This is a genomic window from Streptomyces sp. NPDC043867 (genome assembly GCF_056435845.1).
The window spans coordinates 51668-65449 of record NZ_JBWKDS010000012.1; the positions used below are offsets into that span (position 1 = coordinate 51668).

At 71.8% G+C, this 13782-nt stretch carries 15 protein-coding genes; 8 read left to right on the forward strand and 7 right to left on the reverse strand.

Going from position 1 to position 13782, the window contains the following annotated elements; all coding sequences use genetic code 11:
• Positions 1–27: 27 nt before the first annotated feature.
• A complete protein-coding gene (locus AC069T_RS14355) occupies positions 28–921 on the reverse strand; it encodes a 2-hydroxy-3-oxopropionate reductase (protein ID WP_478783030.1) in 894 nt (297 codons plus the stop codon).
• A 111-nt stretch (positions 922–1032) separates the two neighbouring features.
• Positions 1033–1872, reverse strand: a complete 840-nt coding sequence (locus AC069T_RS14360; protein ID WP_478783031.1) for a TIM barrel protein — start codon at positions 1870–1872, stop codon at positions 1033–1035.
• 137 nt (positions 1873–2009) lie between these two features.
• Here AC069T_RS14360 and AC069T_RS14365 point away from each other — a divergent pair, with 137 nt between their 5' ends.
• The 7 genes from AC069T_RS14365 (at position 2010) to AC069T_RS14395 (ending at position 7948) form a co-directional block, all read left to right on the forward strand.
• Positions 2010–2261 (forward strand): YkoF family thiamine-binding protein, encoded by a 252-nt coding sequence (locus AC069T_RS14365; RefSeq protein WP_478783032.1) that lies wholly within the window; start codon positions 2010–2012, stop codon positions 2259–2261.
• A complete protein-coding gene (locus AC069T_RS14370) occupies positions 2258–2626 on the forward strand; it encodes a helix-turn-helix domain-containing protein (protein ID WP_478783033.1) in 369 nt (122 codons plus the stop codon). The genes AC069T_RS14365 and AC069T_RS14370 overlap by 4 nt, the downstream gene beginning before the upstream one ends.
• Before the next feature lie 200 nt (positions 2627–2826).
• A complete protein-coding gene (gene uraD / locus AC069T_RS14375; RefSeq protein ID WP_478783034.1) occupies positions 2827–3342 on the forward strand; it encodes a 2-oxo-4-hydroxy-4-carboxy-5-ureidoimidazoline decarboxylase in 516 nt (171 codons plus the stop codon).
• Positions 3339–3728, forward strand: coding sequence for a hydroxyisourate hydrolase (gene uraH / locus AC069T_RS14380; protein WP_478783035.1), 390 nt, complete (start codon positions 3339–3341; stop codon positions 3726–3728). The genes uraD and uraH overlap by 4 nt, the downstream gene beginning before the upstream one ends.
• A gap of 5 nt (positions 3729–3733) precedes the next feature.
• Entirely contained in the window at positions 3734–4681 is a 948-nt protein-coding gene (gene pucL, locus AC069T_RS14385; RefSeq protein WP_478783036.1) for a factor-independent urate hydroxylase, read from the forward strand.
• Between the two features lie 176 nt (positions 4682–4857).
• On the forward strand, positions 4858–6234 hold the full coding sequence (locus AC069T_RS14390; protein ID WP_478783037.1) for an 8-oxoguanine deaminase: 1377 nt from the start codon (positions 4858–4860) through the stop codon (positions 6232–6234).
• A gap of 364 nt (positions 6235–6598) precedes the next feature.
• Positions 6599–7948 carry a nucleobase:cation symporter-2 family protein gene (locus AC069T_RS14395; protein ID WP_478783150.1) on the forward strand — a complete coding sequence of 450 codons (1350 nt, stop codon included), beginning with the start codon at positions 6599–6601 and terminating at the stop codon, positions 7946–7948.
• A gap of 179 nt (positions 7949–8127) precedes the next feature.
• Here the strand turns inward: AC069T_RS14395 and AC069T_RS14400 are convergent, their stop codons facing one another.
• The 5 genes from AC069T_RS14400 to AC069T_RS14420 form a co-directional block, all read right to left on the reverse strand.
• On the reverse strand, positions 8128–8943 hold the full coding sequence (locus AC069T_RS14400) for a chitosanase (protein WP_478783038.1): 816 nt from the start codon (positions 8941–8943) through the stop codon (positions 8128–8130).
• A 373-nt stretch (positions 8944–9316) separates the two neighbouring features.
• Positions 9317–9739, reverse strand: a complete 423-nt coding sequence (locus AC069T_RS14405; protein WP_478783039.1) for an acyl-CoA thioesterase — start codon at positions 9737–9739, stop codon at positions 9317–9319.
• Between the two features lie 152 nt (positions 9740–9891).
• A complete protein-coding gene (locus AC069T_RS14410; RefSeq protein WP_478783040.1) occupies positions 9892–10551 on the reverse strand; it encodes a hypothetical protein in 660 nt (219 codons plus the stop codon).
• A gap of 110 nt (positions 10552–10661) precedes the next feature.
• Positions 10662–11261: a histidine phosphatase family protein gene (locus AC069T_RS14415; RefSeq protein WP_478783041.1), complete on the reverse strand. Its 600-nt coding sequence runs from the start codon at positions 11259–11261 to the stop codon at positions 10662–10664.
• A gap of 123 nt (positions 11262–11384) precedes the next feature.
• Positions 11385–12593: a pyridoxal phosphate-dependent aminotransferase gene (locus tag AC069T_RS14420; RefSeq protein WP_478783042.1), complete on the reverse strand. Its 1209-nt coding sequence runs from the start codon at positions 12591–12593 to the stop codon at positions 11385–11387.
• An 86-nt stretch (positions 12594–12679) separates the two neighbouring features.
• Between AC069T_RS14420 and AC069T_RS14425 the strand changes: the two genes are divergently transcribed.
• Entirely contained in the window at positions 12680–13312 is a 633-nt protein-coding gene (locus AC069T_RS14425; protein WP_478783043.1) for a winged helix-turn-helix transcriptional regulator, read from the forward strand.
• Positions 13313–13782 lie beyond the last annotated feature (470 nt).

Here is a 13782-nt window from a genome sequence, read left to right on the forward strand (position 1 = left end):
CCGCCCGGAGACTGTGGGGGCGCCGGATCAGAGCCGGGCGCCGGAGAGGCGCTCCACCGCGCGCAGCAGCGCGGAGTGGTCAAGGCCGCCGTCGCCCTGCGCGCGCAGGGAGGCGACGAGCTGGGCGACCACGGCGCCGACCGGCAGCGCGGCACCGACGTTGCGGGCGGCGTCCGTGACGATGCCCATGTCCTTGTGGTGCAGGTCGATGCGGAAGCCCGGCTTGAAGTCGCGGTCGAGGAAGTTGTCCTTCTTGCGCGTCAGCACGGTGGAGCCGGCGAGCCCGCCGCCCAGGACGTCGAGGGCGGCCTTCAGGTCCACGCCCGACTTCTCCAGGAAGACCACGGCCTCGGCGCACGCCTGGATGTTCACGGCGACGATCAGCTGGTTGGCGGCCTTCACGGTCTGGCCGGAGCCGTGCGGACCGCACAGCACGATGGTCTTGCCGAGTGCGTCGAGGACCGGCTTCGCCTCGTCGAAGTCGGCCTGCTCACCGCCGACCATGATCGAGAGCACGGCCTCGATCGCCCCTGCCTCGCCGCCGGACACCGGGGCGTCCAGGACGCGGATGCCCTTGTCCTTCGCGGCCGCGGCCAGGTCCACCGAGGTCTGCGGGGTGATCGAGGACATGTCGACCAGGAGGGCGCCGGACCGCGCGTTCTCCAGGATGCCTTCGGGGCCGTAAGCGATGGCCTCGACCTGCGGGGAGGCCGGGACCATGGTGATCACCACGTCGGCCTCGCGCACGGCCTCGGCGATCGAGCCCGCCGCCCTGCCGCCGGCCGCGGACAGCCGGTCCAGCTTGTCCTGCTCCAGGGTGAAGCCGGTGACGTCGTATCCGGCCTTGATCAGGTTCTCCGACATCGGGGAGCCCATGATGCCGAGGCCGATCCAGGCGATCTTGGGAAGGGTGCTGCTCATGAGGGTGCCTCTCTGACTGCTGTGCTGCGTCTGGGGGGTTGCCGCGGGGGCGCGGTTGCCGCGGGGGCGCGGTCGCGTCGCCGTGCGTCCGGGCGTGCCGTGCGGCGGTGGTCAGCGGGCCGCGCGGGCCTCGCGCGGGAGCCAGTCGAAGGCCTCCGCGCTCGGCCGGTCGCCCGGCTTGTACTCCAGGCCGACCCAGCCGGCGTACCCGGCCTTCGCGAGCCGGTCGAGCAGGTCCTCCAGCGGGAGGGAGCCGGTGCCGGGCGCGCCGCGGCCCGGGTCGTCGGCGATCTGCACGTGTCCGGTCCGGTCGGCGTACCGCTCGATCACCGACGGCAGGTCCTCGCCGTTCATCGACAGGTGGTACAGGTCCATGAGGAACTTGGCGTTGCCGAGTCCCGTCGCGGCGTTGACCTTGTCGACCACGCCCACGCCCGCCGGGGCGGAGACCAGCGGATAGCGGGGCGACTCCGGCTGGTTCAGGGTCTCGATCAGGAGAATCGCGCCGACGCGGTCGGCGGCCCGCGCGGCGAGCACCAGGTTCTCCAGGGCGAGCGCGTCCTGCTCGGCCGGGTCCACGCCCTCGACGCGGTTGCCGTACAGGGCGTTCAGCGCCTTGCAGCCGAGCGACTCGGCGAACGCGGCGGCCACGTCGATGTTGGCGCGGAACCTCTCCGACTCCGCGCCGGGGAGCGACAGTGCGCCCCGGTCCGGGCCGGGCAGCTGCCCGGCGTAGAAGTTCAGGCCCGTCAGCCGGATGCCCGCGTCCTCGATCGCCTTCTTCAGGGCGTCGAGCCGGGACTGCTCGGGGGTGGGGGAGTCGACCCAGGGCCACCACAGCTCGACCGCGGTGAAGCCCGCCGCGGCGGCGGCCGCGGGGCGCTCCAGGAGCGGGAGTTCCGTGAAGAGGATCGACAGGTTGACGTTGAAGCGCTGCTCTGCGAATCCCATGGGGTCGGCGCTCCCTTCCGTATCGATGTTCCGTATTGCGGAAGTTCGTTTCTGCTTAATGGAAGATTGCCGCCGGGTGTCGCGGCTTGTCAAGAGGGGGCTGCCGGAAAATCGACACCGCGCAGTAGGTTGAGCGGGTGCGATTGAGAGTGGAGTTCACGACCGAGCCCTTCGACCTCGACGAGGCGCCGCGGCACGCGCTGGTCGCCCGTGAGGTCGTCGAGGCGGCCGAGCTGGACGCCGTGGACGTCGGCCCGTTCGGCAACACCGCGGAGGGTGCCGCCGACGAGGTGCTCACCGCCGTCGACGCCCTGCTGCGCAGGTCCCTGGAGGCGGGCGCCACCCGGGTCTCGCTCCAGGTGAACGTGGTCGGGGAGGGCGATAAGTGACCGGTATCGGGGACGACCCCTTCGTCACGGCGGTCAAGCCGCTGGTCGACGCCATGGGCGGCGAGATGCTGGCGCCCGGCGAGGCCGGCGCCGACGACGTCGTGCTGTCCTGGGAGGGTGCGGACGTCGTCGCCGTACGGCTGCCGCAGCTCGCCGACTCGCTGGACCACATCCTCGCCGCCCTCGAACGCAAGCGGGGCAAGCCCCTCGCCGAGCTCGACCGCAAGGCCAAGCAGGAGGTCGTGGCGATACTGGAAGCCCGTGGCGCCTTCTCGGTGCGCCACGGCGTGGAGACGGTCGCGAGCGCGCTGGGCGTCAGCCGCTTCACCGTCTACAACTACCTGAACCGCGAGAAGGAATCCTGACCGCGTCGCCGGGTGCGAGGTTCTGACCAGGGGAAACGCGGCCGAGTCGGCCCCGGTCGCCCCGCCCGTGGTGAGCCGCCGTCCGTGTCGCCCGGGCGGCGGTTTTTGTTACCCGCATTTTTCAACAAAGTGTTGACGTGGTGTTTCCGAGGGCGTTAGCTGTCCGCAGCCCGTCCAGCACAAGGCCACGGAGGCTTCCCGTGACTTCGAGTACGACACCCGGCGGCCTCGCCCGGTTCAACGCCCTGGAGGACCACGCGGCTCGCGCCGCCCTCCACGAGGTCTGCGCCTCCACGGCGTGGGCGCGCACCCTGCTCGCCCGCCGCCCCTACGCCACCGCCGACGACCTCTTCGCCGCGAGCGACGCCGCCATGGCCGAGCTGACCCCCGCGGACCTGGCGGAGGCGATGGCCGGGCACCCGCCGATCGGACGCCCCAAGCCGGGGGACCCGGCCTCCTCGCGGGAGCAGCGCGGCATGGCCGGTGCCTCCGAGGAGCTGAAGACGGAGATGCTCGAACTGAACCTGGAGTACCAGGAGAGGTTCGGCCACGTCTTCCTCATCTGCGCCACCGGCCGGACCGGCGAGCAGATGCGCGACGCGGTCCGGGAGCGGATCGGCAACTCGCCCGAGCAGGAGCGGGAGATCGTCCGCACCGAACTGGGAAAGATCAACCGCATCCGGCTGACCGGCCTCGTACAGGAAGAGCAGGCATGAGCACCGACAGCACGGCCTCCGTGTCCACCCACATCCTGGACACCAGCGCAGGGCGCCCCGCCGGGGGCGTCGCCGTCCGTCTCGCCGCCCGCGGCGGACGCGAAGCGGACTGGCGCCCGCTCGGCGGTTCCGCGACGGACGCGGACGGACGGTGCAAGGACCTGCCGGCGCTGCCGGAGGGGACGACCCACGTACGGCTCGACTTCGCCGTCGAGTCGTACTTCGAGAAGAAGCAAGCCGATGCGCAGCAGGACGCCCCCGCGAATCGGGACAGCGGTGCGTTCTTCCCCGAGGTGGCGATCACCTTCGCCGTCGTACCGGGCGAGCACTACCACGTACCGCTGCTGCTCAACCCGTTCGGCTACTCCGTTTACCGAGGGAGCTAGCAGACATGACCGACCGATCCCGCCCTGCCCGCATGACGATGCTGGGACAGAACCAGTACGGCAAGGCCGAGAACCGCGTCGTGAAGATCACGCGCGACGGCGACACGCACCACATCAAGGACCTGAACGTCTCCGTCGCGCTGAGCGGCGACATGGACGACGTGCACTACTCGGGCTCCAACGCGAACGTCCTGCCGACGGACACCACCAAGAACACGGTGTACGCCTTCGCCAAGGAGTACGGCATCGAGTCCGCCGAGCAGTTCGGCATCCACCTCGCGCGGCACTTCGTCACCTCGCAGGAGCCGATCCACCGGGCGCGCATCCGCATCGAGGAGTACGCCTGGGACCGCATCGCGACGTCGGACGCGAACTCGCAGTTCATCGGCGCCGACGAGGTCAACCACTCCTTCGTGCGCAACGGGCAGGAGACCCGGGTCACCCAGATCACCTTCGACGGTGAGAAGTGGGAGGTCGTCTCGGGCCTCAAGGACCTGGTCGTGATGAACTCGACGAACTCCGAGTTCTGGGGCTACGTCAAGGACAGGTACACGACGCTCAAGGAGGCCTACGACCGCATCCTGGCGACGCAGGTGTCCGCGCGCTGGCGGTTCAACTGGACCGACGACGGGCAGCGGATGCCCCACTGGGAGAAGTCGTACGAGCAGGTGCGGAAGCACATGCTCCAGGCCTTCGCGGAGACGTACTCGCTGTCGCTCCAGCAGACCCTCTACCAGATGGGTTCGCGCATCATCAACCACCGCAGCGAGATCGACGAGGTCCGCTTCTCGCTGCCGAACAAGCACCACTTCCTCGTCGACCTGGAGCCCTTCGGCCTCAAGAACGACAACGAGGTCTACTACGCCGCCGACCGCCCGTACGGCCTCATCGAGGCCACCGTCCTGCGCGACGGCTGCGAGCCGCACATCCCGGTGGACCTCACCAACCTGTAGTACCGCGCCGGCGGCCGACGAGGGCCGCCGCGGTACCACCGCCCCCGACGCGTGCGCCGGCGTCGACATCCCAGGGGGAGAGCGGGGGCATCTGCGCAACAACAGCACCACGGACCCGGTCGTCACCCCGCTCGACCCCCGGGTCCGTCCGCCGATGGGAAGAACGAGGAACCGCCGTGGCAGTCGAGCGCATCGTCATCGAGAACTGCGCCATCGCGACCGTGGACGCCGGCGACACCGAGTACGCCTCGGGCCACATCGTCGTTGCCGGCAACCGGATCGAGTCGGTGGGAGCCGGAAAGGCCCCCGAGAACCTGGAGAACGTGGTCCGTCGCATCGACGGAACCGGGCATCTGGCGACCCCCGGCCTGGTGAACACCCACCACCACTTCTACCAGTGGATCACCCGCGGCCTCGCCACGGACCACAACCTCTTCAACTGGCTCGTGGCGCTCTACCCGACCTGGGCGCGCATCGACGAGAAGATGGCCTACGCCGCCGCGCAGGGCTCCCTCGCCATGATGGCGCGCGGCGGTGTCACCACCGCCATGGACCACCACTACGTGTTCCCCGAGGGTTCCGGCGACCTGTCCGGCGCCATCATCGGGGCGGCGCGCGAGACGGGCGTCCGCTTCACCCTCGCCCGCGGCTCGATGGACCGCAGCGAGAAGGACGGCGGGCTGCCGCCCGACTTCGCCGTCGAGACCCTCGAAGGGGCACTGGCCGCCACCGAGGCGACCATCGACGAGCACCACGACGCGTCCTTCGACGCCATGACCCAGATCGCGGTCGCGCCCTGCTCCCCCTTCTCCGTCTCCACCGAACTCATGCGGCAGGGCGCCGAACTGGCCCGCCGCAAGGGCGTACGGCTGCACACGCACGGCTCGGAGACCGTGGAGGAGGAGCAGTTCTGCAAGGAACTGTTCGGCATGGGCCCGACCGAGTACTTCGAGTCCACCGGCTGGCTCGGCGAGGACGTGTGGATGGCGCACTGCGTCCACATGAACGACTCCGACATCGCCGCCTTCGCCCGCACGAAGACCGGCGTGGCCCACTGCCCCTCGTCCAACGCCCGCCTGGCGGCCGGCATCGCGCGCGTCCCCGACATGCTGGCGGCCGGCGTCCCCGTCGGCCTCGGCGTCGACGGCACGGCGTCCAACGAGTCGGGCGAACTGCACACCGAGCTGCGCAACGCCCTGCTGATCAACCGCCTCGGCGCCCACCGCGAGGCCGCCCTGAACGCCCGCCAGGCGCTGCGCCTCGGCACGTACGGCGGCGCCCAGGTCCTCGGCCGGGCCACCCAGATCGGCTCCCTGGAGGCGGGCAAGCTCGCCGACCTGGTGCTGTGGAAGCTGGACACCCTGGCCCACGCCTCGATCGCCGACCCGGTGACCGCGCTGGTCTTCGGCGCGGCGGCCCCGGTCACCCTCTCGCTCGTCAACGGCAGGCCGGTCGTCGAGGACAGCCGGCTCCTGAACGTCGACGAGGACGCCGTCGCCCGCTCCACGCGGGCCGAGGCACAGCGCCTCGCGCGGATCGCCGCGCAGGCCTGACAACCACAGATCTCCGGCCGAGGGGGACGGCCCTCGGCCGGTAGCCATGGACCCGAGCGGGGTCCGTGGTGGCCGGGTCCGGGGAGCGCGCGTGGACGTGCGCTCCCCGGAACGGTCTCCGTCGCGAAGCCGCCGGTGAACCGGAGCCTCGCGACGGCCAACGCCGGGGAGCTCCCCTCTCCCTGACGTATCGTCCCGGTCCCGCACGACCGCGCATCACCTCCCTGAAACCCGCGTCGCCGCCGTGGCGGACGCGTAACCGACCGGAGGAGCCGCCGTGGCCGCCCAGCCCGCGCCCAGCACCGATGCAGTCCCCACTGGTCAGCCGACGCATCCGGTTGACGAGAAGCTCCCGCCCCTGAAGATGGCGACCAGCGGCCTCCAGCACGTGGCCGCCATGTACGCGGGAGTGGTCGCCCCACCCCTGATCGTCGGAGCGGCGGTCGGCCTGTCCGCCACCGAGCTGACCTTCCTGACCGGCGCGTGCCTGTTCACCGCGGGACTCGCCACCTTCCTCCAGACGCTCGGCATCTGGAAGATCGGCGCCCGGCTGCCGTTCGTCAACGGCGTCACCTTCGCCGGTGTCGCGCCGATGACCGCGGTCGTCGCCTCCGCCGACGACAAGCGCGACGCCCTGCCGATCATCTTCGGCGCGGTCATCGTCGCGGGCCTCCTCGGCTTCCTGGCCGCGCCGGTGTTCTGCAAGGCGGTCCGCTTCTTCCCGCCCGTCGTCACCGGCACCGTGATCACGCTGATCGGGATATCCCTGCTGCCCGTCGCCTTCGGCTGGGCCCAGGGGCCCGACCCGACGGCCCACGACTACGGCTCCACGACCTACCTCGGCCTCGCGGCCGCGACCCTCGCCATGGTGCTGCTGCTGCGCCGCTTCACGCGGGGCTTCGTCAAGCAGATCGCCGTCCTGCTCGGCCTGGTGCTGGGCACGCTCGTCGCGATCCCGTTCGGCGTCACGGACTTCGGGCCGGTCGCCGACGCGGACGTGGTGGGCTTCCCCACACCGTTCCACTTCGGCGCCCCGCAGTTCCAGGTCGCCGCGATCCTCTCGCTGTGCGTGGTGATGGTGGTCTCGATGACCGAGTCCACCGCGGACATGCTGGCGCTGGGCGAGATCGTCGAGCGGCCCGCCGACGAGAAGACCATCGCGGCGGGTCTGCGCGCCGACACCCTCGGTTCGGCGCTGAGCCCCCTCTTCAACGGTTTCATGTGCAGCGCCTTCGCACAGAACATCGGACTCGTCGCCATGACGAAGGTCCGCAGCCGGTACGTCGTCGCCACCGGCGGCGGTTTCCTCGTGCTGATGGGCCTGTGTCCGATGGCCGCCTCGCTCATCGCCGTCGTGCCCCGGCCGGTGCTCGGCGGCGCGGGCGTCGTCCTGTTCGGCTCGGTCGCCGCGAGCGGCATCCAGACCCTGGTGCGGGCCGGCCTGGAGAAGGACAACAACGTCCTGATCGTCGCCGTGTCGCTGGCCGTAGGCATCATCCCGATCACCGCGCCGGAGTTCTACCACGCCTTCCCGGAGACGGCGAAGATCGTCCTGGACTCGGGGATCTCGACCGGATGTGTGGCGGCCGTGGTCCTCAACCTGGTCTTCAACCACCTCGGCAGGAACGCGGACGCGGAGGACGTCACCCATCCCATGGAGGCCGGTGAGGAGCTCGGCGGGGGACGGGCCGGCAAGACGGTCCCGGCCCACTGACCGACGGCCCCGGCACACGGAGCACACGGAGCACACGAAGCACACGAAGCGCGCGGAGCACACGGAGCACACGGAGGGCGCGGCACGTCGGGTGTGCCGCGCCCTCCGCCTCCTGGCTCCTCGGCGAGGCCGAAGGCGGGACCGTCGTCGCCGGCGTCCCGCCGCCCCGGGCGGACCGGTCAGCCGATGTGGAAGCTGTCCCCGTAGACCTTCCAGTCCAGCGGCGGGTCGAGGTTCAGGTTCCGCTTCTGCAGGAAGACCCGCTGGGCGGTGTCGACGCGGCTCGTGTCCGAATGGGCCTCCTCCTGCTTCATCGCCCAGACGCGCGCGTCGAGGAACGCGTTCAGGTACGACACCTCGTCGCCTCCCTGGGCCGGCGGCCTGGCCTTGGCCAGCGCCCGCCGGCGGATGCTGCCGAAGCTGGTGCTGTCGCCGCCGTCGCCGTGCATCACGATGGCGTCGTAGTACGCGAACTGGCCGAGGACGCCGACGCCGTCGGTCTTGCCCTGCCGGACGGCCGGATTGAAGTACACCCGGTCGCGCTCGTCGTTCTGGGCCTGCTGGAACACCGTGTCCTGGGCGGCCCTGCGCCAGTCGCCGGGGAAGTTCGGGTCCAGTCCGTCGTGCGAGTCGCTGCCGTCCACCTCGCGCAGGGCGGGCAGGTACCTGGCCAGCACGTTGCCCGGCTTGCGCCGGGTGTAGAGCTCGACGAGGTCGAGCATGTCGCCGGTGCCCGAGCAGAAGCCGATGATCCCGGCGGTGTAGCCGCGCCCGTCGCCGATGTCCTCGATGTACTTGTACTGCGCCTTCCAGTCCAGCGAGGAGTTCTCCGCGCTGGAGACCAGCTTCATGGCGATCTCCTTCTTCGCCGGGTCGTCGAGGCCGACCGCCGCGGCCGTCGCCGTCTGGGTCGCGACGACCGGGGCCGCCACGAGGGAAGCGCCCAACAGCGCGAGCAGGGTGCGGCGCGAGGTGTGTATGTGGGGGGTGTGCACGGTGCCTCCAGTGAGGGGAGTACGTCGTTCACGAACTGTTAGGAAGGTTTCCTACCAGACTTTGTGAGTGACGTATACCCGTCAAGCCCGGTGGGCCGGGCGCGAGTTCGTCGGGCGGGCCGCCCGGAGACACAGCGGGCCCGGGCGAGGAGTGGGCCCGCGGTCACGAGGGCGCGTTCACCCGGGACCGACGGGCGGGCTCGGCCGTCTCCTCCGCCGCGGGGGCGGGGGAGACGCGCCCCGGCCGCAGCACCGCATCATGCGGGCACTCACTTTGGACTCCGCCGGGCCGGCGGCCCGCCTGGGGCGTGCGTGCCGTGCCGGGAGAACGTGGCCGTGACGCAGACGCCGGGCGAGCGCGCGCCGGTCCGGTTCAGAAGCCGAACAGGGCGGGGTCGTCGGCCAGGGCGCGGAAGTACGCGCGCGGGTCGGCGACCAGCTTGCGCTTCGTGAGGTCCATCAGTCCGCCGACACCGGTCAGTTCGGCGGCCACCGTGCCGTCCAGCCTGCGGATCGTCTGCTCGATCCGGAACGTCTTGCCCTCGCCCCAGACGAAGACGCACGTCACCTCGGTCTCGTCCCCGGCGCGCAGCTCCCGCAGATAGCGGATGGTCGTCTCCAGCGCGACCGGCCCCACACCCTCGGCCATCAGATCGGTCTGCCGGATCCCGGCCGCCTGGAGCAGCGACCACCGGGCGTGCTCGGCGTACTGGAGGTACACGCTCTGATTGAGGTGTCCCTGCACGTCGGTCTCGTACCCGCGGACGGTCACTCCCACGGAAAACGGCTCTGCCACGACTTCCCCTTCACGACGGTCGGACGCACCCGGGCGGACGAACGCCTGTGCCCGGGTCTCAGAGGTCACAACTCCCGCGCCCCACGGGCCATTCCGCGCCCCACGGGCCATTCCGCGGCCCGGGAGTCACACGTGGCGCGACCGTGCCGACCTCACGCGCGCCGTGGTGAGGCCAGTACGTACTGCTCCCGCGTGCGCGGCTCCGTGTGCGTGCTGACCTGCCAGCCCGCCCTCTCCAGGGTGGCCGCGCAGGACCGCAGCCGCCCGGGGTCCGGATCGCGCACGGCGACGGCCTCCGGCTGCGCAGTGGCCCGGACCCGGTAGCCGGGGCCCGCCGCGCCGTCCGGGGGGTGGCCCGCTGCCTCCAGGGCGAGGGCGGCGGCCTGCACTAGATGCGCGCGCTCCCAGCCGCAGGGCCGGTCGGTGGCGCCGCCCGGACCGGTCATCCGGCGCAGCTCCAGGAGCCCCTGCCAGGCACTGTGCACCTCACGCGCGCGGGCAGGGCCCGGTGCGGCGTCCTCCTCGCCGCCGATCCGCGCGGCGAAGACCCCGGAGGCACCCGCGACGGAGGGGGCCGCGACGGGGGAGGCCGCGACGGGGACGGCGGGCGTCTCCCCGGCCGCGGGTTCCTCCTCGCGCACCCGGTGACCGGCGGGCGTCAGGAAGTGGTCGTGCGGCGGTCGTGGGTGCCGGAAGGCGAGCCCCCGCTTCACCAGCGCGGCGAGCTGGGTCTCCGTGCCCCGCAGCCGCCCCGTCACGGGGTCCGCGGCGCCTATGACGCGCCGCTGGGCGGCGGTCGGCGGTCGAGTCACGGCGCGCTCCCTCCCCTCGGCCGGCCCGGGCCCGGCACTGTCGACGTCACGGGCCCGCGCGGGCACGGAACACGGTCACCGGCACGCGCAGGCACCGGCACTCCCGAAGACTACGAGGGGGGTCTGACATTCCAGCTCGCGACGACCGGTCGCCCGTGCTCCGTGCTGAGCCGGCAGACGGTTCCGGTGGCCAGCAGGAACAGCGCACCGCCCGACGGCGGCAGCCCGAGGCGCCGCGCGGTGAGGACCCGCAGGAAGTGCCCGTGGGCGACCAGCACGACGCTGCCCTCCGTGTTGGCGAGCGCCGCGTCCACCTTGGCGAGCATCCGGTCGGCACGCTCCCCGACCTCCTCGGGACTCTCGCCGGGGCGTTCCGGCGGCCCCGGTGTCACCCCGTCCCGGAAGAGGAACCAGCCGGGCCGGGTGCGCTGGATCTCGACGGTCGTCATGCCCTCGTAGCCGCCGTAGTCCCACTCGCGCAGGTCGGCGTCGATCCGTACGTCGTCGAGCCCCGCGAGCTCCGCCGTCTCCCGCGCCCGGCGCAGGGGGCTGACGAACGCGGTGCCGATGCGGTGCGAGCCGATGAGGGGCGCGACGACGCGCGCCTGCTCGCGGCCCTTCTCGGTCAGCGTGACGTCCGTCCGGCCGGTGTGCCGGCCGGTGAGCGCCCACTCGGTCTCACCGTGCCGCACCAGAAGCACATCGCCCATCGCCCGCACCTTCCCGTCGCTCTCCCCGTACGGTGCCACCGGCCCCGGCGGCGCGCAGCACCGGCTCCGCCAGACGGCGGCTCCGCGCGGACGGGAACCTCCGCGCCCGGTGACCGCGGCGCGCTACTGGCGATAGCCGCTCAGGAAGCGCCCGATGCGGCTGATCGCCGCGTCCAGGTCGTCGGCGTGCGGCAGGGTGAGGATGCGGAAGTGGTCGGGCCGGGGCCAGTTGAAGCCGGTGCCCTGGACGACCTGGATCTTCTCGCGCAGCAGCAGGTCGAGGACGAACTTCTCGTCGTCGTGGATCCGGTGCACCTCGGGGTCGAGGCGGGGGAACGCGTACAGCGCGCCCTTCGGCTTGACGCAGGAGACGCCCGGGATCTCGTTGAGCTTCTCCCAGGCGCGGTCGCGCTGTTCGCGCAGCCGGCCGCCGGGTGCCGTCAGCTCGTGGATGGACTGGCGGCCGCCGAGCGCGGCCTGGATGGCGTACTGGGCGGGCGCGTTGGCGCACAGCCGCATGGAGGCGAGCATCGTCAGCCCCTCCAGATAGCTGCGTGCGTGCTGCCTGGGCCCGGTGACGACCAGCCAGCCGGACCGGAACCCGGCGACGCGGTAGGTCTTCGACAGGCCGCAGAAGGTTAGGACCACCAGGTCGGGCGCGAGGGCCGCCGCGCTGTGGTGCACGGCGTCGTCGTACAGGATCTGGTCGTAGATCTCGTCCGCGAACACCATCAGGCCGTTGCGCCGGGCCAGGTCGAGGATGCCCTCGACGATCTCCTTCGGGTAGACGGCGCCGGTGGGGTTGTTCGGATTGATGATCACGACGGCCCGGGTGCGGTCGGTGATCTTCGACTCCATGTCGGCGAGGTCGGGGTACCAGTCGGACTGCTCGTCGCACAGGTAGTGCACCGCCGTGCCGCCGGCGAGGGTCGTCACGGCCGTCCAGAGCGGGAAGTCCGGGGCGGGAATGAGGACTTCGTTGCCGTCCTCCAGCAGGGCCTGGACCGCCATGGAGACCAGCTCGGAGACGCCGTTGCCGAGGAAGACGTCGTCCACGCCTACGTCCAGCCCCCGCTCCTGGTAGCGCTGGGCGACCGCGCGGCGGGCGGAGAGGATGCCGCGCGAGTCGGTGTAGCCGTGCGCCTGGGGGAGCATCCGGATCATGTCCTGGACGATCTCCTCCGGCGCCTCGAAGCCGAAGAGCGCGGGGTTGCCGGTGTTGAGGCGCAGCACGCTGTGGCCTGCCTCCTCCAGGGCGTTGGCGTGCTCGATCACCGGGCCACGGATCTCGTAACAGACCTCGCTGAGCTTGCTCGACTGCCGGAACTCCATGCGGTGCGCACCTCCGTGTTGTGGTGTTGCTTGGTTTTACCAAGTAGGCGCTTGGAAAGTCCAACAACATGTCTAGACTGCGTCGCATGTCACCTCGCCGAAGCTACGACCAGTACTGTTCCGCTGCCCGGGCCCTCGATGTCGTCGGTGACCGCTGGACCCTCCTGATCGTCCGCGAACTGCTCGCGGGGCCGCGCCGTTACACCGATCTGCACGCGGATCTGCCGGGCGTCAGCACGGACGTCCTGGCCTCCCGGCTCAAGGACATGGAGCGCGACGGACTGACGACGAGGCGCAGGCTGCCGCCGCCGAGTGCGGCGTACGTGTACGAACTCACCGTGCGTGGGCGGCAGTTGCTCCCCGTGCTGCAGGCGCTCGGGGAGTGGGGCGCGCCCGCGCTTCAGGAGCGCCGGCCCACGGACGCGGTCCGCGCCCACTGGTTCGCGCTGCCGCTGCTGCGCTGCCTTGCGGGTGAGGGCGCCGGGCTCGTCCAAGTCCGTCTGGACGAAGGGGAGTTCTACGTCCGGGCGGGAACCGGGGAGGGCCCGGTGTACGGGGAGGGGCCGGCGCCTGCGGAGCCCGACACCGGGCTCACCCTCGACGCGCGGACGTGCACCGCCCTGAGCCAGGGCGAACTGACGCTCCGCCAGGCGGTACGCGACGGCCGGGTCGACGTCGCGGGCGAGGGCGCGCTGGCCAGGGCCCTGCGGGGCGAGTGACACCGAGGGGGCCTTCCCCGGGCGCCGCGAGGCAGAGTCCCGTGTTGGGCCGCCGGGCCAACGGCCGCCGGGTACAGGGCTACAGGGCCGCCGGGGCCACGGGGGCCACGGGGGCCACGGGGGCCACGGGGGTGCCAGGCCGCCAGGCCACGGGGCGGCCGGGCTACAGGGCGGCCGGGTCGGGGACCGCCTGGCCGGGGACCGCGGACGTGCGGAGGCCCGCGGACGTGCGGAGGCTCGCGGACGTACAAAGGCTCGCGGACGTGCGGAGGCTCGCGGACGTACGGAGGCCCGCGGACGTACGGAGGCCCGCGGACGTACGGAGGCCCGCGGACGTACGGAGGCCCGCGGACGTACAAAGGCCCGCGGACGTACAAAGGCCCGCGGACGTACGGAGGCCCGCGGACGTACGGAGGCACGGCGCGGCCCGGGGGCCGGCGGGAGCAGGATGTTCCTGTGGGGAGATCTCG